Annotated in this window: 18 protein-coding genes; 15 read left to right on the top strand and 3 right to left on the bottom strand. The window is 42.2% G+C overall.

Annotation, left to right across the window (positions count from 1 at the left end; translation table 11 throughout):
- Positions 1–21: 21 nt before the first annotated feature.
- From ACOYVE_RS01530 to ACOYVE_RS01510, 5 genes are all read left to right on the top strand, one after another.
- A complete protein-coding gene (locus tag ACOYVE_RS01530; protein WP_422880606.1) occupies positions 22–1,602 on the top strand; it encodes a response regulator in 1,581 nt (526 codons plus the stop codon).
- Positions 1,592–2,905 carry an ATP-binding protein gene (locus ACOYVE_RS01525; protein ID WP_422880605.1) on the top strand — a complete coding sequence of 438 codons (1,314 nt, stop codon included), beginning with the start codon at positions 1,592–1,594 and terminating at the stop codon, positions 2,903–2,905. The genes ACOYVE_RS01530 and ACOYVE_RS01525 overlap by 11 nt, the downstream gene beginning before the upstream one ends.
- A 9-nt stretch (positions 2,906–2,914) precedes the next feature.
- A complete protein-coding gene (locus tag ACOYVE_RS01520; protein ID WP_422880604.1) occupies positions 2,915–3,355 on the top strand; it encodes a response regulator in 441 nt (146 codons plus the stop codon).
- A gap of 8 nt (positions 3,356–3,363) precedes the next feature.
- Positions 3,364–4,218, top strand: a complete 855-nt coding sequence (locus ACOYVE_RS01515; protein ID WP_422880603.1) for a response regulator — start codon at positions 3,364–3,366, stop codon at positions 4,216–4,218.
- 75 nt (positions 4,219–4,293) lie between these two features.
- Positions 4,294–6,645 carry a response regulator gene (locus tag ACOYVE_RS01510; RefSeq protein WP_422880602.1) on the top strand — a complete coding sequence of 784 codons (2,352 nt, stop codon included), beginning with the start codon at positions 4,294–4,296 and terminating at the stop codon, positions 6,643–6,645.
- A gap of 2 nt (positions 6,646–6,647) precedes the next feature.
- On the opposite strand, the gene ACOYVE_RS01505 is transcribed toward ACOYVE_RS01510, so the two are convergent.
- Positions 6,648–7,718 (bottom strand): branched-chain amino acid aminotransferase, encoded by a 1,071-nt coding sequence (locus ACOYVE_RS01505; RefSeq protein ID WP_422880601.1) that lies wholly within the window; start codon positions 7,716–7,718, stop codon positions 6,648–6,650.
- Between the two features lie 122 nt (positions 7,719–7,840).
- Between ACOYVE_RS01505 and ACOYVE_RS01500 the strand changes: the two genes are divergently transcribed.
- The 6 genes from ACOYVE_RS01500 (at position 7,841) to ACOYVE_RS01475 (ending at position 16,990) form a co-directional block, all read left to right on the top strand.
- Positions 7,841–8,671 carry a universal stress protein gene (locus ACOYVE_RS01500; RefSeq protein WP_422880600.1) on the top strand — a complete coding sequence of 277 codons (831 nt, stop codon included), beginning with the start codon at positions 7,841–7,843 and terminating at the stop codon, positions 8,669–8,671.
- A gap of 7 nt (positions 8,672–8,678) precedes the next feature.
- The gene (locus tag ACOYVE_RS01495; RefSeq protein WP_422880599.1) at positions 8,679–10,376 is read left to right on the top strand and encodes a cation:proton antiporter; all 1,698 of its coding nucleotides are present in this window, start codon (positions 8,679–8,681) and stop codon (positions 10,374–10,376) included.
- Complete coding sequence (locus ACOYVE_RS01490; RefSeq protein ID WP_422880598.1) at positions 10,373–11,140, top strand: MlaE family ABC transporter permease; 768 nt, start codon at positions 10,373–10,375, stop codon at positions 11,138–11,140. Before ACOYVE_RS01495 ends, ACOYVE_RS01490 begins: the two co-directional genes overlap by 4 nt.
- A 216-nt stretch (positions 11,141–11,356) precedes the next feature.
- Positions 11,357–12,718 carry an NADP-specific glutamate dehydrogenase gene (gene gdhA, locus ACOYVE_RS01485; RefSeq protein ID WP_422880597.1) on the top strand — a complete coding sequence of 454 codons (1,362 nt, stop codon included), beginning with the start codon at positions 11,357–11,359 and terminating at the stop codon, positions 12,716–12,718.
- A gap of 30 nt (positions 12,719–12,748) precedes the next feature.
- Positions 12,749–15,733: a PEP/pyruvate-binding domain-containing protein gene (locus ACOYVE_RS01480; protein ID WP_422880596.1), complete on the top strand. Its 2,985-nt coding sequence runs from the start codon at positions 12,749–12,751 to the stop codon at positions 15,731–15,733.
- A 57-nt stretch (positions 15,734–15,790) separates the two neighbouring features.
- Entirely contained in the window at positions 15,791–16,990 is a 1,200-nt protein-coding gene (locus tag ACOYVE_RS01475; protein WP_014856691.1) for an aminotransferase class I/II-fold pyridoxal phosphate-dependent enzyme, read from the top strand.
- Between the two features lie 43 nt (positions 16,991–17,033).
- Here the strand turns inward: ACOYVE_RS01475 and xylA are convergent, their stop codons facing one another.
- Entirely contained in the window at positions 17,034–18,362 is a 1,329-nt protein-coding gene (gene xylA / locus ACOYVE_RS01470; protein ID WP_014856692.1) for a xylose isomerase, read from the bottom strand.
- Positions 18,363–18,381: 19 nt separating this feature from the next.
- Positions 18,382–19,863, bottom strand: a complete 1,482-nt coding sequence (locus tag ACOYVE_RS01465; RefSeq protein WP_422880595.1) for a xylulokinase — start codon at positions 19,861–19,863, stop codon at positions 18,382–18,384.
- A gap of 177 nt (positions 19,864–20,040) precedes the next feature.
- Here ACOYVE_RS01465 and ACOYVE_RS01460 point away from each other — a divergent pair, with 177 nt between their 5' ends.
- The 4 genes from ACOYVE_RS01460 (at position 20,041) to nuoH (ending at position 24,857) form a co-directional block, all read left to right on the top strand.
- Entirely contained in the window at positions 20,041–20,730 is a 690-nt protein-coding gene (locus tag ACOYVE_RS01460) for an NUDIX hydrolase (protein WP_014856694.1), read from the top strand.
- Between the two features lie 86 nt (positions 20,731–20,816).
- Complete coding sequence (locus ACOYVE_RS01455; RefSeq protein ID WP_422880594.1) at positions 20,817–22,085, top strand: M16 family metallopeptidase; 1,269 nt, start codon at positions 20,817–20,819, stop codon at positions 22,083–22,085.
- Between the two features lie 15 nt (positions 22,086–22,100).
- Entirely contained in the window at positions 22,101–23,753 is a 1,653-nt protein-coding gene (locus ACOYVE_RS01450; RefSeq protein ID WP_422880592.1) for a 2Fe-2S iron-sulfur cluster-binding protein, read from the top strand.
- A 72-nt stretch (positions 23,754–23,825) separates the two neighbouring features.
- Positions 23,826–24,857: an NADH-quinone oxidoreductase subunit NuoH gene (gene nuoH, locus ACOYVE_RS01445; RefSeq protein WP_014856697.1), complete on the top strand. Its 1,032-nt coding sequence runs from the start codon at positions 23,826–23,828 to the stop codon at positions 24,855–24,857.
- Positions 24,858–24,865 lie beyond the last annotated feature (8 nt).

Below are 24,865 nucleotides of genomic sequence, written 5' to 3'. Positions count from 1 at the left end.
AACCAATAAATTGCCGCTTTTATGGAAAATAAAATAAACATACTCTATGCGGAAGACAACCCGTACGATATCGACCTAATGAAAAAATATTTGACGGAATCGGGAAGTATAACGCTTACCGTCATAAACAGCGGAGCCGACGTTCTTAATGAACTTAATAAAAATACTTACGATCTGCTCTTGCTCGATTATAAATTGCCGGATATTTCAGGGTTCGATATTCTGCTGAAGCTGAGAGCCGAAAACAACAACATTCCCATTATTTTTCTGACGGGTTTCGGCAGTCAGGATTTTATCGTGCAGGTTCTCAAAGCCGGCGCGGATGAATTTATTGTCAAACGCGGGAATTATATTGAGAAAGTATATGAGAGCGTTTCGAAAATTCTAAAAGTAAAACCGGGAATAGGCGCTCTCAAAAAAAATAACAGCAGACCCTTAAAAGTAATTTATATCGAGGACGATCCGAGGGACGCCGACCTGCTCATCAATTATTTCGAAGACCACGCCCGCCATATTATACTTCTCCATGTTTATGATGAAAACGAAGCATTGGACAAAATATCGGGCGGCGAGGTCTGCGATTTGATTTTATGCGACCTTAAATTGCAGAATACAAACGCAATCGAAGTTATGAAGTTATTCTCTGATAAGGGCGTCGACTTGCCGTTTATTGTTATTACGGGGCAAGGCGACGAAAATTCGGCTATCGAAGCGATAAAGCAGGGAGCTTTTGATTACCTGACAAAAAACGACAGAATGTACAGCCTACTGCCGTATGCAATAGAGAACGCGGTTCATCGTTATCAAAACGTATTGATGACCAGAAAGTATAACGAAGAACTCGAAATGTTGAACCGCAACCTTGAGAACAGAGTTAATGAAAAAACAAAAGAACTCGAAGAACTCAACGAAAGAAAAGATAAATTTTTCACTCTCCTGGCGCACGATATCAGAAGTCCGTTTAATACGATTCTCGGATTTCTCGATATTCTTATTGCCGATTTTAACGAAATTTCAGACGAAGAAAAATTGCAATATTTGCTCGACCTTCAAAAAGCTTCAAAAAATTTATACGGTCTTTTGATAAACCTGCTTGAATGGGCTAACGCCAAGAGCGGACTCATAGCGTTCAAGCCTGGGAATATTAACGTCCGGGAGTTATTCGAAAACGTCGCCGAGCTGTTCGACCTATCTTTAAGAGAAAAAAATATTTCTTTTAATATCGTCTCCGATGAATCAACAAGCGCTTATGCCGACCCAGATATGGTTTATACGATAATTCGGAACCTCGTTTCAAACGCCATAAAGTACACAGACAAAGGCGGCATAATAGAGTTGGTTTCGGAAAAAGAGGGAGAAAACGTCGTAATTACTGTCTCGGATTCCGGCATAGGAATGAATCAGGAAGAGGTGGATAATCTTTTCAAAATTGAAAAATTCCATTCCAAAAAAGGCACCGAAGGCGAAACCGGTACGGGATTCGGGCTTTTATTGGTGCATGAATTAATTCGAAAAAACAACGGCGCGATTGAGTGTATTAGCAGTCCGGGTAAAGGAACTAAATTCATTTTTAAACTTCCCGCGGGCAAACATGGAAATTAAAGAAGATAAAATTATTACTCTGTTGGTCGACAACGAAGAAGACCTTGTGGAAATAAGAGACGCAACGCGTAAAATTTGCGAGGCTATTGGGATTAAACAGACCGACCAGGTTAAAGTAATTACCGCCGTTTCCGAAATTACGCGTAATATCTACGAATATGCCGATAAAGGATATATTACATTTTCCTTGTTTACAGACGGCTTGCAAAAATATCTCAAGATAGTCGCTAAAGACGAAGGACCCGGCATTGAAGACGTCGACCGTATTTTGAACGGAAAATTCAAGTCGAAGACCGGAATGGGAATCGGTCTGAAAGGCTCCAAATCGCTGATGGACAGTTTTGTAATCGATTCCGAGCCGGGCGCAGGCGTTACGATTACTATGTCGAAAATCATTGAACGGGGATTCGAGTTAAACAGAGAACAACTCGAAAATCTGAAAGAAGCCTTACTCGATACTTCCGAAAGCGAGAAAGTGACAATCGTAGCCGAACTCGAAGCGCAAAATCAGGAACTAGTAAATATTCTCGAAGAACTCAATAAAAGTTATAAAGAACTCGAAGAAAAAAAGAATCTGCTCGACAAGTTGAACAAAGAGCTAAATAACGCTCTCGAATTGGTAAACAAAAAAAATGTGGAACTCAAAGCGTTCAATTACACGATTTCGCACGACCTGAAAGCTCCTCTGAGAGGCATTTCGGGGTATGCGCGCGAAATTACAAGAAAACACGCAGAACCATTGAGCGAGCGGGGCAAATTCTGCGTTGAACAAATTATACAGGCTTCCAAACAAATGGAAGACTTGATTGAAGACCTGCTCAGCTATTCGCGGGTTGAAACCGAAACTATAAATAAAGCGCCTGTGGATATTAGAAAACTGATAGAAAACATATTGAATCAACGCAGACCAATCATCGAGGAAAAATCCGTTAAGTTAAATTTTGTATGCCCGGAGATTGAATACGAGTGCTGGGAAAGCGGTATGGTTCACGTGTTCTCGAATTTAATCGATAATGCAATCAAATTTTCCGCGAAGTCTAATCCGCCGGAAATCGACATAAGAGTTTATACCGAAAAAAACAACTTGATTTTCTGTATCAAAGACAACGGCGTGGGATTCGATATGAAATATCACGACCGTATGTTCGAACTTTTCCAAAGACTCGTGCGATACGACGAATTCGAAGGCACGGGAGCCGGACTGGCAATAGTAAAAAAAATTGTAGAAAAACACGACGGCAGAGTTTGGGCTGAATCCGAACCGGGAAAGGGAGCCAGGTTCTATGTGTCTCTCCCGCTCTGAGGAATTTTTATGAAAACAACGCTGCTTAAGCCGATTCTGTTAATTGAAGATAATCCGATGGATATTGATATCTCTATTCAAGCTTTTGAAGAGGCGGGTATCAACAATCCGGTGCTCGTTTGTAGGGACGGCGAGGAAGCGTTGCAGACAATTAATAAACTGAGGGATAAAGAGAGTCTTTCCTTTCCGGCGCTTGTTATTCTCGACCTTCATCTTACCAAAATCGACGGCGTCGAATTGTTGAAAATAATTAGACGAGACGAAGTCTGGGAAAACATTCCCGTGATTATTTGTTCGACATCCGGCAATAAATCCGATATTGAAAACGCATACAAAGCCGGCGCGAACGCATATTTGATGAAACCTGCGGATTTTGACGAGTTCGTGGAATCCGCCGCTTTACTCAGACAATTCTGGCTGACCAAAAATAAATCTCCGTATAATATATAGAGGGTGAAATGGATAAAAAATATCGACTGCTCTATGTGGAAGATAATTTACAGGATATCGACCTTACCCGGAATTTCTTTGAAGAGCGTAAAGAAGAGTTCGAACTTAAAATTGCCACAAGCGGCGAGCAGTTTATTCAATTGCTCGGTTCCGAATCCTTCGACCTGGTTCTGCTGGATAACAAATTACCCGATTTCGACGGCATAACCATATTGAAAGAATTAGCCAGGCTTTCGATTAAAATCCCGATTATTTTGCTTACCGGTAGAGGCAACGACGAACTCGTTGCCGAGGCTCTCAGAATCGGAGCCTCTGCCTATATTCAAAAAACAGGGGATTATTTGGAAAACTTGCCCGACCTTATCAAAAAAAACGTCTCGGAATTCGAATCGGAAGCGGAATCAAAAAAAATCTTTATCATAAAATACCCGCTTAATATTTTAGTGGTCGAAAGCGACTACCGGCAAATCGATCTTATAACCGACTACTACAAAAACTACAAAAAGAAATACATTGTTCAGACGGCTAAAAGCTGCTTGAGCGCATTGAAAATTCTCGAAGTCAAAAAGAATATCGATCTGGTTTTGTTTAGCCTGAACGTCACGGACATGAAAATTACGCAGTTTATCGAAAAAATTAAAAGCGAAGGTTTTGATTTGCCCGTGATTGTCTATGCCGAAAAAGGCAACGAAGACGAGGCGCTTTCCGCATTAAAGGGCGGCGCCGTCGATTATATCCTGAAACGCGAAAATTTTCTGATGGAAATCAGATATGCAGCGGAACTCGGTTATCTGAAGCATAAAGTAATGAAAATTCTTGAATCTCCTCAGGGCGGCAAAGAAAAGGAAGAAGATAATAAATAGCTTTTATTATAATTAATTATTAGTTATTTTATTGTCGAGAAGTTTAAGTCGGTTGAAGGGCATTATAGTATTAGTATGAGCGGGCGCTATAAGATACTATACATTGAAGATAATTTCTTTGATCAGGATCTTGTTAAAAATTGCCTCGAAGAAAAAGATGCATTCGAAGTAACTATAGCTTCTACGGCTTCAGAGGGTATGGTATATATTTCTAAAAATGAATTCGACTTAATTCTTCTCGATAATAAACTTCCGGATATGAACGGTATCGAAATTTTAAAAAAGCTTGGAAATGTTAAAAAGGAGACTCCCGTTATTATCTTTACAAGTAAGGGAAACGATGAATTGGTTGTCGAATCGCTGAGAGAAGGCGCCGCCACATACATATCCAAAGCGAGCAGTTATATCGATTTATTGCCCCCTCTTTTGAAAAAGACAATCGAAGAATTCAAAAGCGGCGTTTCGCGTCCTTCGCGCTTAAGCTCTCTTTCGAAAAAAATACTCTATATCGAACGAACTCACACCGACATCGATTTAACGAGGGAAAAATTCAATGAGATAGCTCCGAATCTTGCGATAGACGCGGTCGATTCTACGGAAAAAGGACTTGAAATTCTGTCGCAACCCAATGATTACGACATTGTGCTTATCGACCTGAGGATGCAACGTATGAACGCTCTCGATTTTCTCAGAGAGATAAAATTACGCGGCATTAAAATCCCGGTGATCATTCTTACGGGGTACGGCGACGAAGAAGTGGCAATGGCGGCTATTCATCTCGGAGCGTTCGATTATATCGTCAAAAGAGAAAATTACCTTTTGCAGCTTCCTTATTCGATCTATAACGCAATCAACAGATTCAATACGCTCAGTATAAACGAATCGCTGCAGAATGAATTAATTAAATTAAACCGCTCGCTCGAGAAGAAGGTTGAAGAAAGAACAAATCAACTAAAAGAAGAATTCGAAGAACGCAAAAAGCTCGAAGAAAAATACAGGGATATTTTTTATAACCACTCTGCCGTGAAAATTTTAATCGATTCCGAGACTGGCGAAATTACGGATATTAACAAATCTGCGGAGAAATTTCTCAATGTATCACCCGATAAATTGATCGGTACGAAAGCGGCGGAAATATTCGGAGGTATCTCGAAATACATTGATAACGCTTCGGGACGCATTAAATTTTCGAATCTGGATGTCTGTGAATTTGAAATATTGAAAAACGGAAAACCTTTTAAAGAAGTCGAAGCTTTTTGTAATTCGATTCAACAGGACAACAAAATAATCTGGGAGCTGATTCTTCATGATATAACCGAAAAAAGAAAAATTGAAGAGAAAGCCAATTTACTGAGACGAGCAATTGAACAAAGTCCGGTTACGGTCGTTGTAACGGATACTAACGGCATTATTGAATATGCGAATCCGGTTTTTACGAAAGTTACGGGTTACGGTATCGAAGAGGCGATTGGGAGGAAAACAAATTTACTTAAATCGGGTCGGCACGCCGCTGAGTTTTATCAAAATTTATGGGATACAATCAAATCCGGGAAACAGTGGAGCGGGGAATTTCTGAACAAGAAAAAAGACGGAACTCTCTATTGGGAGGATGCGGTTATATTTCCTGTAATCAACAGAGCGGGCAATATAACCAATTATGTCGCAATTAAAGAAGATATTACCGAAAAGAAAAAAATGATTCGGGAATTGATAGAAGCCAAAGAAAAAGCCGAAGAAATGAACCGCGTGAAATCGATTTTCTTTGCAAATATGAGCCACGAATTAAGAACTCCCTTTGTCGGTATAATGGGATATGCAGAACTGCTGCGCGAATTAATAGACGATGATGAATTAAGAGAAATGGCTGAAGGTATTTACAGGACTTCGCAGAGGATGGTAGACACGCTTTCAAAAATCCTAGACATTACGAAAATCGAATCCGAAAAGATCGAGGTTAAGTATACGGAAGTGAACATAAGACGACTTCTCGAAGATATCTGTAACGAATATTGCGCGGCTATTAAGTCGAAAAATCTTTACCTGAAAAAGGATTTTAATAATTTACCCGACAAAATTCTCTCGGATGAAAAATTGATATCGGAAATTATTTCTAATTTAATCAGCAACGCAATCAAATTTACGTCGAAAGGGGGAATAGAAATTAAAGCAGAAACCAGGACTAAAAAGCAAATGAATTTTCTCGCGCTTTCTGTCAGCGATACGGGAATCGGAATACCTCGTGAAAAGATTGATCTGATATGGGAAGAGTTTCGACAGGTAAGCGAAGGTTCCAGCAGAGATTTCCAGGGAACAGGTCTTGGACTTGCCATAAGTAAAAAATATACTGAACTGTTGGGCGGAAAAATATCAGTTGAAAGTGAGTATGGAGCGGGTTCCACCTTCTTGGTTGAAATCCCGCTCCTTTAATTTTATTCTACAATTGTTATCCAACCGAATCGGTCTTCAATCTTACCGTACTGAATTCCGGTGAGTTCGTCGTATAATTTTAATGCCAATTCGCCGGGTTCCGTTTCGCTGAATTTAATTTCTCTATCGTGATATTTCAATTTGCTTACCGATGAAATTACAGCCGCGGTACCGCTGCCGAAAATTTCAAGAAGTTCGCCTTTATCGGCGGCGTTAAATAACTCGTCAATGGCAATCAAACGTTCGTTGATATTATATCCCCAGTCTTTTAAGAGTTCGATAACCGACATTCTCGTAATGCCGGGGAGTATCGAACCGGAAAGCGCCGGCGTGGCAACCTCGTCTTTGAAACGGATGAAGATATTCATTGCCCCGACTTCTTCGATATATTTTTGTTCTATTGCGTCGAGCCATAAAATTTGAGAGTAACCTTCTTTTTTGGCTTCTTCCTGGGCGATTAAACCCGCGGCATAATTTCCGGCTGCCTTAGCTTCGCCTGTACCTTTGCGGACGGCGCGTACATATTTGTCTGTCGCCATTATCGGAACGGGTTTGAAACCCTGCGGATAATATGGTCCAACGGGGCTCAAAATAATTATAAACTTATAAGAGTCTGCCGCTCTTACTCCGAAACACGGCTCGGTTGCAAATATAAACGGACGAATGTAGAGGGAATGCCCCGGTTTCTCGGGTATCCATTCTGCGTCGATTTTAACGAGTTCTTTGATTGCTTTCAGCGCCAGTTCCGGCTCGACTTCGGGAATGCATAATCTCCTTGCCGAACGGTTAAGTCTCTCGATATTTTTTTCGGGTCTGAAAAGTGCTATTTTTCCGTCAACCTGTTTGTAAGCTTTCATTCCTTCGAAAATTGCCTGCCCGTAATGGAATACCATCGCCGCAGGATCGATGTTGAGATTTTCGTATCTTTTAATTGTGGGAGTTTGCCATCCGCCTTTGTTTCTGTCGAAATCCATCTCGAAAATGTGTTCGGTAAACGTTTTCCCGAACACCAAATTCTCAGGCAATTTAACTTCTTTTTTCTTTTCGCTGTCGATTATTTTGATCTCTTTCATGGCTCTTACCGCTTTATATTTAATTTTTTGTTATTTATGTTACAAAATAATCGAAATAAATACTAATTGGCAATATAAAGGGATTTAATTAACTTGCATTTGAAATAAAAAGCAGGGGCGCAATGTTTAATAAAATCGGGCTGGCGGTTACATTTTCGCCTAACGGGCTTTCGCTTTTGAAAAACGCTCGTAAACTTGCCGCTCTATTAAATGCCGGGCTTGTGATAATTCATGTGGGCGAAAATAATTCCGAAAAAGAAGTAAAAATGGATGAAATGATTATCGAAGCCGGACTCGAAAAAGACGGCTATTCATTGGTTTGGCAGCAGGGCGAGCCGGCTGATACAATCATCGACGTCTGTATAAAAGAAAAAACTGACCTCTTGATTGCCGGCGCGCTCGAAAAAGAACCGTTGCTGAAATATTATACCGGTTCGGTGGCAAGAACGTTAATGAGAGAAGCGCCTTGTTCCGTACTGGTGCTGGTTAATCCCGAAAATAAGATTATAAAATTCAATAAGATTTGCGTGGATGTCGACTATACTCCGCTTAACGAAATAGCGGTTAAAAAAGCGTATAAATTGGCGCTTTTAGAAAATACCGAGGAATTTATTTTAGTCAGAGAATTTCAGGTGCCCGGATTGGCAATAACGGTATCCGACGGCGGCGATTCCGAAGATACCGAATCGAAAAGATTAATATGGCAAAAAGAAGAAGAAATGAAACTGAAATTATTTGCGGAAGAATTGAACCTGACGGAGATCAAACCGAAACTGGTTTGTCGATACGGCAGGGAAGGGTGGGAATTACAACAATATGTTCGGGAATCGGGCAGCGATTTGCTGGTGGTAGCTTTGCCGCCCAATAAACTGAAATTTTTCGATCGTATTTTCAAGCACGACCTTGAATTCATTTTCAGTCAACTCCCTTGTTCGCTGCTGATAATTCGTTGAATAATCTATGTCGATGAGCGCTTCTGAAATAACGCTATTTCTGGTGGGACTGAGCATAATACTTCTATTTGCAAGGGGATTCGGCGAATTGCTCAGGCTGGCAAAACAGCCAATCGTAATCGGCGAAATTATAGCCGGAATTGTTCTCGGCCCTACAATCTTCGGATACATTTTCCCCGGAGCTTTTAATAAGCTGTTTGTCGAGTCCGAATCGATTTCAATCGCTCTTCATGCAATAACTCTTTTGGGAATCGTAATGCTGCTGCTCGTTTCCGGTATCGAAATCGATTTAGCTCTTTTGATAAGACAGAGCAAAAAAGCTCTTTTAATCAGCATTTTCGGAGTGGCATTTCCGTTTGCGCTCGGTTTTACTTTCGCATATTTGTTTCCCCATAAATTCGATATTGTCAATTACGAAGACAGACTGATATATGCTCTCTTTATCGGGACGGCGCTCTCGATAACCGCATTGCCTGTTGTGGCAAGAACTTTAATGGACTTGAATATATTCAAATCCGAGATCGGTTTTTCGATTATAACTTCGGCAATGTTTAACGACCTGGTCGGGTGGATTATCTTCTCTATTATTTTGGGTATGCTGGGGACTAATGTGGGGCACGGGATGAGCGTGGAAAATCTCGTGCTGATGTTGTTCGCGTTTATTTTTGTGTCGCTTTTGTTCCTGCGGAAAATTTTCGATTATATGCTCAATTTTGCAAAAAAATATATGTCGAATCCGGGAGGCATTCTAAACATAATTTTTATAATCGGTTTCAGCGCAGCGGCGTTTACGGAATATATCGGAATCCATGCAATTTTCGGCGCGTTCATAATCGGAATAGCAATCGGCGATTCGGTGCATCTTACGGAAGACGTGCGCGAAATTATCAATCAATTCGTTACAAATATTTTTGCCCCTCTCTTTTTTGTATCGATAGGGCTGCGGATTAATTTCATACAGAACTTCGACCCCGCGCTCCTTCTAATCCTTCTGGCGCTATCCGTAGTCGGTAAAGTATTCGGTTCTACACTGGGAGCTAAACTCGGCGGCTTCGATAAATACGACTCATGGACGATAGGTTTCGGTTTGAACTCGCACGGCACAATCGAACTCGTTCTCGGCACCGTAGCCTACGAAGCGGGCTTGATTAACGAACGTGTCTTTGTGGCGTTGATTATTATGGCTCTTACTACAACGCTTACAAGCGCTCCTTTGATGAGTTACTTTATTAAAAAGAGCAGATCCAGGTTTTCATTTGCCGGAATTCTTAAAAAAGAAGCCGTCTTCATAGCGGACGACTCTATTTCAGATAAGAAGGAACTGATTAGAAAACTTTCGGCAAAAGTAGCCGAAGTTCACGGATTGAACAAAGACTTAATATTTGATGAAGTCTGGAAAAGGGAAGAGACGATTTCGACCGGATTGGAAAATCATCTTGCAGCGCCGCATGCTCGTTGCGACGTTAAATATCCGATAGCAGGATTGGCAGTACACAAAAAAGGAATCGATTTCGATTCGCTCGACGGCAAACCTGCCCGTCTGATAATTCTGTTGATAACTCCGAAAGACAAACCCGAACTCCAATTAGAAATGCTTTCGGGCATTGCGCAGAAATTAGGTAAAAGCGATATTATCGATTATATTATTAATCTTAATTCAAAAGAAGAAATAATAAAAACAATAAACCGGTTATTCGCGTCATGAAATTTTTTGAAAATATCGGAAGGGTAACAATAAATTTTTTTCAGGAAAGCGGACAAGTATTCAGACTGACGGGCGAGATTTTCCGTTACGCTCCTTCGCTTATAAAAGGCAGGAAAAATTTTTTGTATCAAATGGAACATATCGGCGTAAATTCAATTCCTCTCGTTTTTATTATTGCTGTTTTTACCGGAGCCGTAGCGGCATGGCAGGCTGCGTATCAATTGAAAGGAATAGCTCCCCTTTCTTTTCTCGGGGCGACTACGAGCCGCGCAATCATTACCGAACTGGGACCTGTTTTAACCGCAATTGTTATAGCCGGCAGAATCGGAGCTTCGATTGCAGCCGAACTCGGTTCCATGAAAGTAACCGAACAGATTGACGCTCTCGAGACTATGGGGATCAGCCCGGTGCGCTTCCTTGCCGCTCCGCGTTTCTTTGCGGCGGTTCTGATGATGCCCGTACTCGTAGTTTTTGCAAACATAATTGCCATCTTCGGAGCTTATTTTATTTCCAACTTTTTTCTGGGAGTCTCTTTTACGGTTTTTTTCGAATCGGTAAGAAGATATTTTTTATTCGGAGACTTTGCATTCGGACTCTTCAAAGGAATGATTTTCGGCGGAGTTACTTCTCTGCTCGGCTGCCATATCGGATTCCGTACGGAAGGCGGCGCCGAAGGCGTCGGACAAGCTACAATCCGCTCGTTTGTGTTAAGCGCGGCAATGATTCTTATTCTCGACTACTTTTTATGGACCCTCGTGTTCTGAAACGTAAAAAATTACTACTTGCTAAATTGTTGCGCTAACCTTAATTTTACTAAAGGTTATCTAAATAAAAAAGATAGATGACGCAAAAAAAGGGGCAAAACCCCTTAAAATCAAATACCATTTTTATCCGACCGGTACAAAGCCTTACCCCTTGTATCAACCGAAAAAAACAAAATTTTTTTCATTCAACCAATCTAAAACAATAGAGAGGTAGCCATGTCAGAATTTGTCAATTATCTAATGAATTTGGTTAAAACCAAAAATCCGAACGAGCCGGAATTTCATCAGGCGGTCTACGAAGTAGCAATCTCATTATCCCTTGTAATGGAAAGGCATCCCGAATACCGAAAAGAAAAAATTTTGGAAAGAATGGTCGAGCCGGAACGTGTTATTATGTTTAGAGTGCCGTGGGTGGACGACCAGGACGAAGTCCAAATCAATCGCGGATTCAGAATCGAAATGAACAGCGCAATTGGCCCTTATAAAGGAGGTCTGCGTTTCCATCCTTCGGTAAATCTGGGAATCTTAAAATTTCTTGCGTTCGAACAGGTATTTAAAAACAGTCTTACATCGCTGCCGATGGGCGGCGGTAAAGGAGGATCCGATTTCGACCCGAAAGGCAAAAGCGACGCGGAAGTGATGCGATTCTGCCAGAGTTTTATGAATGAACTTTACCGGCATATCGGCCCTAACACCGACGTGCCTGCAGGCGATATCGGCGTAGGCGGCAGAGAAATCGGTTATCTGTTCGGCCAGTATAAACGACTTAAAAACGAATTTACGGGAGTATTAACCGGCAAAGGATTGAACTGGGGCGGTTCGCTCATAAGGCCTGAAGCCACCGGATACGGATCGGTCTATTTTGCTTCGGAAATGCTCGCAACTCGCGGCGAAACGCTCGAAGGCAAAAAATGTCTTGTCTCCGGCAGCGGCAACGTAGCGCAGTATACGGTTGAAAAAATATTGGAACTAGGCGGTAAAGTATTAACGCTTTCGGATTCAAACGGTTATATCTACGACGAAGAAGGAATCGACTGGGAAAAGCTTAACTTCGTAATGGACTTGAAAAATAACCGGAGAGGCAGAATCAAAGAATACGCTGAAGAGTTCAAAAATGCCGTTTATACTCCTGCTGAGCCTGGTCTCGATTATAATCCGTTGTGGAATCACAAAGCCGACTGCGCATTCCCGTCTGCCACACAAAACGAAATTAACGGCAAAGACGCCCAGAATTTATTAAAGAACGGCGTTTATCTTATAAGCGAAGGCGCAAATATGCCGTGTACGCCTGAAGCCATCGATTTGTTTCTCGACGCTAAGATTCTCTACGGTCCCGGAAAAGCCGCAAACGCCGGCGGAGTCGCTACGTCGGGACTCGAAATGGCTCAAAATAGTATGAGATATTCATGGACTCGCGAAGAAGTCGACAATCGATTACGATTAATCATGAAGAATATTCATAAAACCTGCGTTGACGTTGCGGAAAAGTACGGGACGCCCGGCAATTACGTAAACGGCGCAAACATCGGCGGATTTATTAAAGTTGCCGACGCCATGATCGATCAGGGAATAGTATGAATTGATTTTTTTCTTTAACCGACTTTATTTATGAGCGATGTGATTAAATTCAATAAGGATTTAATAGAAAAAAGCAGTTTCTCGAAAATCCAGGATTTCCACAATCTGATGCGCTACAGAATTCGGGATATACTGCTGGTATCGAGTCTATACGACCTTTATATACTCGAGGAAGACAACCGGCTATACGAATATATCCGCCACGAATATGAAGGCTTGAGTCTTAGTCATGCGCCCGAACTCGTGCATATATCGAGCGGAGCCGAAGCAATAAGGACTGCGCTCGACGAAAGAAAATTCGATTTAATAATTACCACTCTTCATATCGAAGACATGTCGCCGATTGCATTTGCCCGACGGGTAAAAGAAGCCGGATTGGATATTCCGGTTGTCCTCCTCGGATACGACAACCGTGAAATGAGCGAACTTCTGGCCACTAAAGATTTCTCCATCTTCGATAAAGTCTTTATTTGGCAAGGCGACTATCGAATTGTGCTCGCAATTATTAAGTTTCTCGAAGACCGGAACAACGTAGAGAACGACACGAAAAAAGTAGGCGTGCAGTCGATTATTTTAATTGAGGACAATGTCCGGTTTTACTCTTCATATCTTCCTATAATTTATACTGAAATATTGAAACAGTCTCAAAATCTCATGTCCGAAGGGTTGAATCTGTCCCATAAGTATTTGAGAATGAGAGCGCGTCCGAAAATTTTATTGTGCACTACATTCGAAGAAGGATGGGAATATTTTGAAAAATACGAAGAATACGTGCTCGGTATTATTTCGGATGTCGATTTCAAAAAAGAAGGCAGGCACGATCCGAATGCGGGGATTGAATTTGCCCGAAAAGTAAAAGAACGCCACTCGGATATTCCGATTCTGCTTCAATCTACTATCGGAGAAAATGAAATTAAAGCCGGAGAAATAGGCGCGGATTTTTTGATAAAAAATTCTCCCACTTTGCTCGAAGACCTGAAAAAATTCATGCTGAACAATTTCGGGTTCGGCGATTTTGTCTTCAAAACTCCCGAAGGTAAAGAAGTCGGTCGCGCGAAAAATTTACTAGAGCTCGAACGCCAGTTGAAGAAGATTCCCGACGAGAGTCTTCTGTATCACGCCTCACGGAATCATTTTTCGAATTGGTTGAAAGCCAGAACCGAGTTTTGGCTGGCTCACAGATTGAGACCCCAGAAAGTAACCGATTTTGCTACCCCGGACGATCTTCGCCAAAGTTTGATTAATTCGTTGAGAGAATTCAGAAAATCGAGACAGGTTGGAATTATTTCGGATTTCAATAAAGAGTCGTTCGACCCGACTATTACTTTTGCTCGAATCGGGGGCGGCTCGATGGGAGGAAAGGCGAGAGGGCTGGGATTCGTAAACAGATTGCTAAGCGATTTCGAAGTGCGCTACCATTTCAAAGGGGTTAAAATTTTCGTGCCTTCCGCCGTTGTTATTGGAACGGAGATTTTCGATTATTTTGTAAACAATAACAATCTTCTCGACTTTGCGCTCCGTTCTGACAACGACGCCGATATTAAAAAGAAATTTCTCAATGCAAGGAAATTTCCGAAAGATGTAGTCGAAGCGCTGAAGGATTTCCTTACGATTGTCAAAACCCCGATCGCAGTCCGGTCTTCCAGTCTCCTTGAAGATTCACAGGATCAGCCGTTTGCGGGAGTTTACGATACTTTCATGCTGCCGAATAACGAGAAATCGCTCGAATTGCGTCTCGAAAAACTGCTCAAAACAATCAAAAGAATTTACGCGTCCATCTACCTGAAAAAGTCGAAGGATTATATCAGAATGACTTCATACCGTCTCGAAGAAGAAAAGATGGCGGTTATTATACAAATGTTGGTCGGCGCGGATCATAACGGCAAATTTTATCCCGAGTTTTCCGGCGTTGCAAAGTCGTATAATTATTATCCGATATCGCCTTTAAAAAGCGCGGACGGTATTGCGGCTGTTGCGCCCGGACTCGGCAAATATATTGTCGACGGAGAAATGCCGCTGCGGTTTTCCCCAAAGCATCCGAGCCGGTTAACGCAATTTTCAACCATCGACGACATGTTGAATTTCACGCCAAATCATTTTTACGCTTTGGACCTGAATTCAGAGTTTAAAGTGGAAACCCTCGACGAAGAGAGAATGATAAAAAAATATACGCTTCAAGCGGCTCTGGAAGACGGAACTCTTAATTTTACGTGTTCGACATATTCAAAAGACAATAATCGAATTTATGACGGAGCGGAACGAGCGGGACCGAAGGTTTTTTCGCTGGCTCCGATTTTAAAATACAAATTGTTTCCCCTTACAGATATTTTGAATCTACTTCTGGAAATGAGCAGCTGGGGCACTGCTTCGCCTGTTGAAATCGAATTTGCCGTTAATTTGAGCGTACCGCAGGGCAAACCGGCTGAATTTGCTTTGCTTCAAATGCGTCCGATGGTTATCGACAGCGAACTGGAAGAATTGGACGCAACCGATTATTCCGAAGAATCGCTCCTTTGCAAATCGAACAGGGTGTTGGGCAACGGAATAAAGAACGATATCAGAGATATTGTTTACGTAAACAGGCGAAAATTCGAAACAAAATATACGAGCATAATCGCTGAAGAAGTTGAATATTTCAATAATAAACTGATAGGTATGCGAGCGCCTTACCTTTTGATTGGCATTGGCAGATGGGGAAGTCTCGACCCGTGGCTTGGCATACCTGTAAAGTGGGAGCAAATAAACGGCGCAGCCGCCATTATCGAATCGAATTATGGCAATACCAATATCGTACCTTCGCAGGGCTCTCACTTCTTTCAAAATCTGACATCATTTAAAGTCGGCTACTTCTCGGTCAATCAAATCGACAAAGATAATTATATCGATTGGGACTGGCTCGATAAGCTGGATGTCGAAGAAGAAAAAATTTATACGAAACGTATCCGACTGGAAAAACCTCTGACCATTAAAATTAACGGTCAAAAAAACTTCGGTATTATTCTAAAGCCCGAGTGAATTGGAGATGCCGACAAAAAAAATTATCTTTATTATTCAGAAAAATAACGGTGATTTATGTCTAAAATAATAATCAAGCCAGCGGAACGAACCGACAACATTAAATACGCCGTACGAGATATTGTCGTTATTGCCAATGAAGCTGCCAAATCGGGAAAGGAAATGCTGTATCTTAACATTGGGGACCCGAATTTGTTCGATTGGCAGACTCCCCGCATATTAATCGAAGAAACTTATAAAGCCATGCTGAATAATTACAACGGGTATGCGCCTTCATCCGGCATTAAATCCGCAGTTGATGCAATCGAAAAGGAAGCCGAAAGAAAAGGGATTAAAAATGTTCAGGATATTTTTATAACAACCGGCGCAAGCGAAGCAATCGATATTTGTCTTACCGCGCTCGTCAACGAAGGCGAAAATATCCTCACCCCTACACCCGGCTATCCGCTTTATACCGCTATTCAAAGCAAACTGAAGATGTACGAAAATCCGTATTATCTGAATGAAGAAAATAATTGGCAGCCGGATATAGAGGATATTAAAAGAAAAATAAACGATAAGACGCGGGCTATAATCATAATAAATCCGAACAATCCTACCGGCGCTCTTTATAGCAAAGAAATTCTGGAAGAATTAATCGAACTGGCAATAAAACATAATCTTGTCATCTTTTCCGACGAGATTTACGACAAATTAATAATCGACGATAAAGAGCACATCTCGATTGCCTCTTTGAATTCCGAAGCGCCTGTTATTACTTTCGGCGGATTGTCGAAGAATTATATGGCGCCCGGTTTTCGTATCGGGTGGGGAATCGTAAGCGGCAACCGTACTGTGTTGAACGATTATATAGAAGCCATAAATAAACTGCTCAGGGCAAGACTCTCGGCAAATCATCCCGAACAATACGGAATCGCCCCGGCTTTGCTGGGCGACCAGTCGCATCTGCAGGAGGCAAAAGAAAAACTGAAAAAACGTAGAGACATGACTGTCGAAATGTTAAATGCAATCGAAGGAATTTCGTGCGTCTCGCCGGAAGGCGCGTTCTATGCGTTTCCGAAACTCAAATTTGTTAAAGACGATTACAAATGGGCGAAAGAATTGATTAAAGCCGAAGGCGTTGTTACCGTACCCGGCAGCGGTTTCGGTCAGGTAGAAGGAACCAGTCATTTCAGAATTGTATTCCTGCCGCCGGAAAACGTACTCGATAAAGCGTACAATGCAATCCGCCGTTTTATGCAAACTTATGAGGAATAAAAAAAAGCTGCCTCTTTCGAGGCAGCTTTTTTATTAGCGGCGCTTAAATATACATGTTGATCAACTGTTCGAGATATTCCTGCTTTCCGCTTATTAATTTCGGTTCGCCGTTTTTGATTGCAATCTCTCTTAAATCTTCGAGAGTGAGCTCGCCTTTTTCAAAACGCGCTCCGTCGCCAGAATCGAAAGAAGCGTAACGTTCCTGTCTGATTTTCTTGTAATCCGATTCGTTAAGAATTTTTTCCGCGACCAGTAAAGCGCGGGCAAAAGCGTCCATGCCGGCAATATGCGCAATGAACAAATCTTCGATGTCGGTCGAATTTCTTCGTACTTTTGCGTCGAAATTAACCCCGCCGGTTCCGAATCCGCCCGCTTCTGCAATTACAAGCATCGCTTCGACCAATTCGTAAATGTTAATCGGGAATTGATCGGTGTCCCATCCGTTCTGGTAATCGCCGCGGTTTGCATCGATGCTGCCGAAGAGTCCGGCATCGACGGCGCATTGAATTTCGTGCTGGAATGTGTGTCCCGCAAGCGTAGCGTGGTTGACTTCTATGTTCAATTTGAAATCTTTGTCGAGTCCGTAGTGTCTAAGAAAACCGATAACCGTTTCTACGTCGTAATCGTATTGATGTTTCGATGGTTCCATCGGCTTCGGTTCGATCAGGAAAGCGCCTTTGAAACCTTGTTTGCGTGCATAGTCTCTGGCGAGCTCGAGAAATTTAGCCATATGTTCTTTTTCGCGTTTCATATTGGTATTGAGCAGCGTCAGATAACCTTCGCGGCCGCCCCAGAAAACGTAATTCTCGCCGCCGAGTTCAATAGTAGCGTCTAGCGCGCGTTTGACCTGTGTGGCTGCGTAAGCGACTACATTGAAATCCGGATTGGTTGCGGCTCCGTTCATATAACGCGGATGCGAAAACAGATTTGCAGTGCCCCAGAGAAGTTTAACGTTCGATGCTTTTTGCTTTTCTTTCGCGTATTCGACCAATGTTTGCAAACGCTTGTCGGATTCGGCAATCGAATCGCCTTCTTCAACCACGTCGAAATCGTGGAAACAATAGAAGGGGAGACCCAATTTGGTCGTGAATTCGAAAGCGGCGTCCATTTTGCCTTTGGCTCTCTCGATCGGGTCGGAAGCGTCGTTCCACGGCAAATGACGCGTGCCTCTGCCGAATGGATCTGACAATTCCGAACAGAAAGTATGCCAGTAAGCCGCAGAAAAACGAAAATATTCTTTCATCGTTTTTCCGAATACGACTTTATTTTCGTCGTACCACTTGAATGCAAGCGGATTTTTGGAATCGGGTCCTTCGTATTTAATTTTCCCGATACCTGTAAAATATTCTTTGTTGCCGATCAAATAATCCATTTTTTCCTCCGGTTTTATGTTAAATAAATTTTTTCAGGTTTGCCAGCCAATTATTGTACGCTTCGTTCGTAATCTCTTTTTGGGAATTGTCCGGTTCGATTACTTCAAGTTTAGTAAGATTACGAAACGCTTCTTCTGGCGAATTGAAAAGACCCGCGCCTAACGCCGCTCCGCGCGCCGCTCCTACCGAGCCGTCCGTGTCGTATAATTCGACTGCTGCGTCGATAATGTTTGTAAATGTCGATTTGAAAATAGGGCTGAGGAACATATTGGCTTTGCCGGCGCGGATAACGTTGATGTCGAGTCCCATCTGACGAATTATGTCGATGCCGTATTTAAACGTGAATGCAATTCCTTCCTGCGCCGCGCGGAAAAAGTGCGCTTTGCCGTGACGATTTAAGTCGATGTTTAAGAATTGAGCTCCGATATTTTTGTTCTCGAAAACTCTTTCGGCTCCGTTTCCGAAAGGCAGCACTACGAGTCCTTCGCTTCCGATTTCGATTTCCGAGCTCATCTGATTCATCTTATCATACGATAAACCTTCGCCCATATTTTTACGCAAATACGAGTTCATTATGCCTGTTCCGTTAATACAAAGCAATACTCCGATGCGGGGATTTTCGTGCGAATGATTTACGTGAGCAAATTGATTGACACGCGATAAATTATCGTAATTCAGCCGGTCGATAACCGCATATACAACGCCCGAAGTGCCCGCTGTAGCTGCAATTTCTCCGGGATTCAGAACATTGAGCGAAAATGCGTTGTTGGGCTGATCGCCGGCGCGGTAGGAAACTACGGTTTCTTTATTCAGTCCGAGTTCTTCTGCAACTTCCGGCAGAATTTTTCCCTGTACCGAAAATGTCGGAACAATATCGGGCAGTAATTTCTTGTCGATGCCGTAATAATCGAATATTTTTTCCGAAATTTGGTTTTCTTTGAAATCCCAGAAAATGCCTTCCGAAAGTCCGGAAACGGTAGTGTTGATTTCGCCGGTCAATTTCATGGCTATAAAATCGCCGGGCAGCATCGCTTTGAATATCTTTGCATAAATATCCGGCTCGTTGTCTTTTACCCATTTTAATTTGGAAGCGGTAAAATTTCCGGGCGAATTCAATAAATTATTCAAGCAATATTCCTCGCCGATTTCCTTAAACGCTCTGTTGCCTATTTCGACAGCGCGGCTGTCGCACCATATTATCGAAGGGCGTAATACGTTTCTGTTTTCGTCGACCAGGACCAGACCGTGCATCTGATACGAAATGCCGATCGACTTAACCGCCTCAGGTTTTATGTTGTTTTTAGATATTAAATTTCTTGTCAGCAGCTTTGCATACTCCCACCAGGTTTCAGGGTTCTGTTCCGCCCACCCGGCTTTAGGGGAATCTATTTTCATCTCTTCTTTGGGATGAAAATCGCTGTCGATTGTTCTGCCTGTTTCAACGTCGAAAAGAGAGCATTTAATGGAAGAGCTGCCGATATCGAATCCGATTGAAACCATGTTATTACTCCCCGAAGATATTAATAATTATGTGTAAAAAATACACTATTATTTTTTAAAAATCACCAAAAATTTGTTAAACGGTTACTTTGAAATTTTTGACGCGGAATCCGTTTTTAATCTGTCAACTTTTCTTTAGATTTAAATGCCGATTTGATCATTCTTAGGAAAAAAGCAATGTCTCATATCTTAAAAGACGTAATTAAAAACATTTCAATCGATTGTGTGATATTCGGGTTCGAAAATTCCGAGATGGAAGTTCTGCTTGTAAAGCGCGCCATTAAACCCGCCAAAGAAAGATGGGCGCTGCCCGGGGGATTTATTAAAAAAGACGAGCTGATTGAAGCTGCGGCGCAGAGAATATTGAAAGAAACTACAGGACTCGACAATATTTACCTGGAAGAATTCAAAATATTCGATAAAGTCGACAGATATCCCCTCAGAAGGGTTTTTACGCTGGGACATTACGCTCTGGTTAAACCGGAACAATACGTGCTGTCGACCGGCGCGGATACTTCGGAAGCCAAATGGTTCAAACTCGACGAGTTGCCTGAATTGCCCTTCGACCACCTGGATATAATTCGGGAAGCAATGGAGAAATTGAGAGCGCGAATTCGTTACCGTCCTATCGGTTTCGAATTGCTGCCGGAAAAGTTTACTCTGCCTCAACTTCAAACCCTCTACGAAGTGATACTCGGCAAAAAGCTGGACAAACGGAACTTCCGCAAGAAATTAATGAAAATGAATCTAGTCAAAAAATTGAAAGAAAAAGATAAAAACAGCACAAGAAGACCGGCTTATCTTTACCGTTTCGATAAGCGCACATACGAAAAACTGAAGAAGAACGGCTTTAATTTCGAACTATAGAGAAATTTCATTTCTGTTTTGAAAACGAGCGGGGCATTGTCTATATTTGTTTATTATTTTTAGGATAAATTGCGGTTAAATCTTCTTTGGCAACTCATAATTATTTGAAAAATATAAAGATATCCCGACTCGACAACGGCATTACCGTGGTCTCCGAAAAAATAGACCATGTCGACTCCTTTTCCCTCGGTTTCTGGTTCAATGTAGGCTCCCGGGACGAGAACGAAACCAACAACGGTATCAGCCATTTCCTCGAACATATGTTCTTCAAAGGCACCCGGAAGAGAAACGCCAGAAAAATTGCCGAGGATATCGAATCGCTCGGCGGTTATCTGAACGCTTTTACTTCTAAGGAACAGACCTGTTATTATGGCAGGGGGTTGAAAGGAAATCTGGAACCGACTTTCGAAGTCCTCTCCGATATGCTCCAGAATTCGGTCTTCTCGTCCAAAGAAATTCGGAAAGAAGCCCGCGTGGTTATCGACGAACTTTATGATATCGAGGATTCGCCGGAAGAATTGATTTTTGACCGCTTTGAGAGCGCTATATTCAACGGTACAACGCTCGGACTCCCGATAATCGGCACGGAAAAGAATATCAAAAATTTCACCAGAAAAAATTTGACGGATTATGTCCGTAAAAATTATACGTTCAACAGAATGTATATCGTCGCTTCGGGCAACTTGAGCCATTCCGCTTTGATTAAACTGGCGGAAAAGTATATTAATAATTCTTTCGGAAGTTACAGCCTGCCAGAGAGAAATTTAGAACTTAACCCTGCAGGCGATCTGTTTATTGAAAAAGATTCCCAGCAGGTGCACTATATTGCAGGAACCACAACATATGGATTTAACAGCAAGAAGCGTCATGCAGCGCGCTTATTGTCGTACGTATTGGGGGACGGCAGCAGTTCTCGTCTGTTTCAGCGATTAAGGGAAGAAAACGGCATCGCTTATCAAATAAATACGTTCTTGAATTCTTTCTACGATGTATCTACATTTGGTATCTATCTTTCGACTAACGAAAAATCGATACACAAAGCTCAGAAACTGATTTATGAAGAAATCAATAAAATCAAAAACAGAAAGATAAGCTCCAAAGAGTTGGAAAGAGCCAAAAAATATATGATCGGTAATTTAATGATGAGTCTCGAAAATACGACCAACAGAATGACAAGGATGGGGCAGTCGATTATTTACTTCGGTCAAATAAAATCTCCGGCTGAAACGGTAAGAGAAATTAATAAAATTAATGAAGACGACATAAAAGAGACAGCCAACGAAATTTTCGGCAATAATAAACTGATTCGAGTAATATTGAGTTCAAAGAATTTATTAATGCAGCGTGTAGCATAAAATAAAGGAAAGATTATGCCACAAATTACTATCGACGGAAAACAGATAGAATTCAAACCGGGACAAACAATCATTCAAGCGGCTCGAGATGCGGGGATCGAAATACCGCATTTTTGCTGGCATCCCGAATTGTCGGTCTCGGGCAACTGCCGCGTTTGTTTGGTTGAAGTGGAAAAAATGCCGAAGCTCGTAATCGCGTGTGCAACGATTGCATCTGAAGGAATGGTCGTTCATACCAGGTCGGAAAAAGCCCTGGAAGCCAGAAACGCGGTGATGGAATTTATTTTGATAAATCACCCGCTCGATTGCCCGATCTGCGACGAAGCAGGCGAATGTAAACTTCAGGAATATGCTTACGCTCACGGCAAAGGCGAGAGCCGTTTCGAAGAAATCAAAAACAGAAAAGACAAACGCGTTCAATTAGGTCCCTACGTCAAATTCGACGGCGAACGTTGTATATCGTGCTCGCGCTGTATCCGTTTTTCCGACGAAATAGCAAAAGCAAATCAACTTACTTTTGTAAAAAGAGGCGACCGCGTTACAATCACTACTTTCCCGGGCGAATCGTTCGACAATCCGTATTCTTTGAATGTGGTGGATATCTGTCCCGTTGGCGCTTTAACCAATCAGGATTTCAGATTCAAATCGCGCGTCTGGGAAATGTCCCATACCGATTCGGTTTGTATCGGCTGCGCGCGCGGCTGCAATATCGATATCTGGGTAAGGAACAATCAAATACTCAGACTTACTCCCCGTTTCAATCCCGAAGTTAACAATTACTGGATGTGCGACAACGGCAGATTGAATACGTTTAAACATGTAAATTCGGACACTCGAATAGACGGAGTTTTTGTGCGTCGGGAAGGAGCATTAACCAAAACCGATTGGGAAACGGCCTATAGCGGCGCGGCTGCGGAATTGAAAAAATACAAAACGGATGAAATTTTGTTTGTCGGGTCGCCCTTTGCAACTCTTGAAGATAATTTTGTGTTGAAAAAGCTGGCATCGCATTTTAATTCTGCTCCGTATTATCTGGCTCATATCAAACCGGGCGATCAGGACGATATTTTAATACGCGAAGATAAAACCCCTAATTCTACCGGCGCCGAGTTGCTAGGATTGAAAAAATTAAACGGTGCGGACGAATTGCTGACGCTGCTTACGAACGGAAATGTGAAAGCCGCTTATATTGTCGAGGACGACCCGGCGGGAATGGACGGCGCATTGAAAGACGCTCTTGCAAAATTGAAATTGTTGATTGTTCACGCTACAAATAAAAACGAAACTTCCGAATTGGCGCACTATTTATTCCCTGCCGCCACCTACGCCGAAAAACACGGCGCTTTTGTAAACTTCAAAGGCAGAGTGCAAAGAATTAGACCCGCCGTGGAAACAGTTGAACTCGACAGAGCGCTCGACGGCATGAATATGAGTCGTTGGGATAAATTCGGAACCAAATTCGACAGATGGAAACAAGGTCATAAGTACGATGCACTGCCTTCGTGGAAAATTTTATCCCGTTTAACTTATCTAGTTAACGAAAAAACGAAATATAACATGGCGGAAGAAGTGTTTAACGAAATCTCCAATACGGTTGAAGCATTCAAGGGAATCGATTACGATAATATCGGCGATATGGGAGTACAAATAAAATACGAACTGGCATAAAATATTTAATCGTTTGATCGCAGAGATAAATTGCAAGTCGACAGAAAAAGAAAATAATCGGAGCTTTTAGTAATGACAATTTGGGAAATAATAATTGTTTCTGTAATTAAGATTGCAATTGCGCTGACGGCGTTATTATTGTCGGTTGCTTATATGGTCTATTTCGAAAGAAAGATTAGCGCCTGGGCGCAGAACCGGCTCGGTCCAAACCGCGTCGGCTACAAAGGATTACTTCAGCCGTTTGCGGATGTTTTTAAATTGCTATTCAAAGAAGACATTGTGCCGAACGCCGCAGATAAAACGCTTCATACAATGGCGCCGTTTATTTCGTTGTTTGTTGCATTTGCAACCTACGCCGTTGTTCCGATTGGTCCCGAAGTCAATTTGTTCGGCTATCAGATTAAGTTGGTCGTGGCGGACGTCAATATCGGAATTCTGTATGTCCTTGCTCTAACCTCGCTCGGCGTATACGGAATTACTCTTGCAGGTTGGTCTTCGGGCAGCAAGTATTCGTTGCTTGGCGGAATACGTTCCTCGGCTCAGATGATTTCATACGAAGTTTCGATGGGATTTTCGATTGGAGGCGTTTTATTGATGGCAGGTTCGCTGAGACCGATCGACATAGTAGATGCTCAATACGGTTGGATGTGGAATGCAATAGTTCAGCCGATCGGTTTTATTACTTTCGTTGTATCGGCGTTTGCTGAAACCAACAGACTTCCTTTCGATTTGCCCGAAGCCGAACCCGAATTAGTAGGCGGATATCATACCGAATACAGCTCGTTCAAGTTTGCAGGTTTCTTCCTGGCCGAATATGCCAATATGATTATTGCGAGTCTGCTGATTGTTACTCTTTACCTGGGCGGATGGCAAATTCCATATATCGATAAATTGGGGTTAAGCGAAGGACTGACGACTGTTCTTCAGATTGCGGCGTTTTTATTGAAGACCGCTTTTATGCTTTTTGTGTTTATATGGGTAAGATGGAGTATACCTCGTTTCCGTTACGATCAGTTGATGAATCTCGGATGGAAAGTGATGTTTCCGCTGGCGTTGCTCAATATAGTTTGGGTTGCTCTGCTAATAATGATTTTCAAATTATAGTTTTAAGG

The sequence above is a fragment of the Melioribacter sp. genome (assembly GCF_049325435.1).
GTDB classification, from domain to species: Bacteria; Bacteroidota; Ignavibacteria; order Ignavibacteriales; family Melioribacteraceae; genus Melioribacter; species Melioribacter roseus.
This window is presented reverse-complemented; position numbering and strand designations above follow the sequence as displayed.

Bases quoted from the DNA above. Each gene is read 5' to 3' on its own strand.
- ACOYVE_RS01520 (WP_422880604.1), top strand. From the start codon at position 2,915: ATGAAAACAACGCTGCTTAAGCCGATTCTGTTAATTGAAGATAATCCG.
- ACOYVE_RS01525 (WP_422880605.1), top strand. From the start codon at position 1,592: ATGGAAATTAAAGAAGATAAAATTATTACTCTGTTGGTCGACAACGAA.
- ACOYVE_RS01530 (WP_422880606.1), top strand. From the start codon at position 22: ATGGAAAATAAAATAAACATACTCTATGCGGAAGACAACCCGTACGAT.
- nuoH (WP_014856697.1), top strand. From the start codon at position 23,826: ATGACAATTTGGGAAATAATAATTGTTTCTGTAATTAAGATTGCAATT.
- ACOYVE_RS01505 (WP_422880601.1), bottom strand. From the start codon at position 7,718: ATGAAAGAGATCAAAATAATCGACAGCGAAAAGAAAAAAGAAGTTAAA.
- ACOYVE_RS01500 (WP_422880600.1), top strand. From the start codon at position 7,841: ATGTTTAATAAAATCGGGCTGGCGGTTACATTTTCGCCTAACGGGCTT.
- ACOYVE_RS01450 (WP_422880592.1), top strand. From the start codon at position 22,101: ATGCCACAAATTACTATCGACGGAAAACAGATAGAATTCAAACCGGGA.
- ACOYVE_RS01495 (WP_422880599.1), top strand. From the start codon at position 8,679: ATGTCGATGAGCGCTTCTGAAATAACGCTATTTCTGGTGGGACTGAGC.
- ACOYVE_RS01480 (WP_422880596.1), top strand. From the start codon at position 12,749: ATGAGCGATGTGATTAAATTCAATAAGGATTTAATAGAAAAAAGCAGT.
- gdhA (WP_422880597.1), top strand. From the start codon at position 11,357: ATGTCAGAATTTGTCAATTATCTAATGAATTTGGTTAAAACCAAAAAT.
- ACOYVE_RS01490 (WP_422880598.1), top strand. From the start codon at position 10,373: ATGAAATTTTTTGAAAATATCGGAAGGGTAACAATAAATTTTTTTCAG.
- xylA (WP_014856692.1), bottom strand. From the start codon at position 18,362: ATGGATTATTTGATCGGCAACAAAGAATATTTTACAGGTATCGGGAAA.
- ACOYVE_RS01460 (WP_014856694.1), top strand. From the start codon at position 20,041: ATGTCTCATATCTTAAAAGACGTAATTAAAAACATTTCAATCGATTGT.
- ACOYVE_RS01515 (WP_422880603.1), top strand. From the start codon at position 3,364: ATGGATAAAAAATATCGACTGCTCTATGTGGAAGATAATTTACAGGAT.
- ACOYVE_RS01465 (WP_422880595.1), bottom strand. From the start codon at position 19,863: ATGGTTTCAATCGGATTCGATATCGGCAGCTCTTCCATTAAATGCTCT.
- ACOYVE_RS01475 (WP_014856691.1), top strand. From the start codon at position 15,791: ATGTCTAAAATAATAATCAAGCCAGCGGAACGAACCGACAACATTAAA.
- ACOYVE_RS01510 (WP_422880602.1), top strand. From the start codon at position 4,294: ATGAGCGGGCGCTATAAGATACTATACATTGAAGATAATTTCTTTGAT.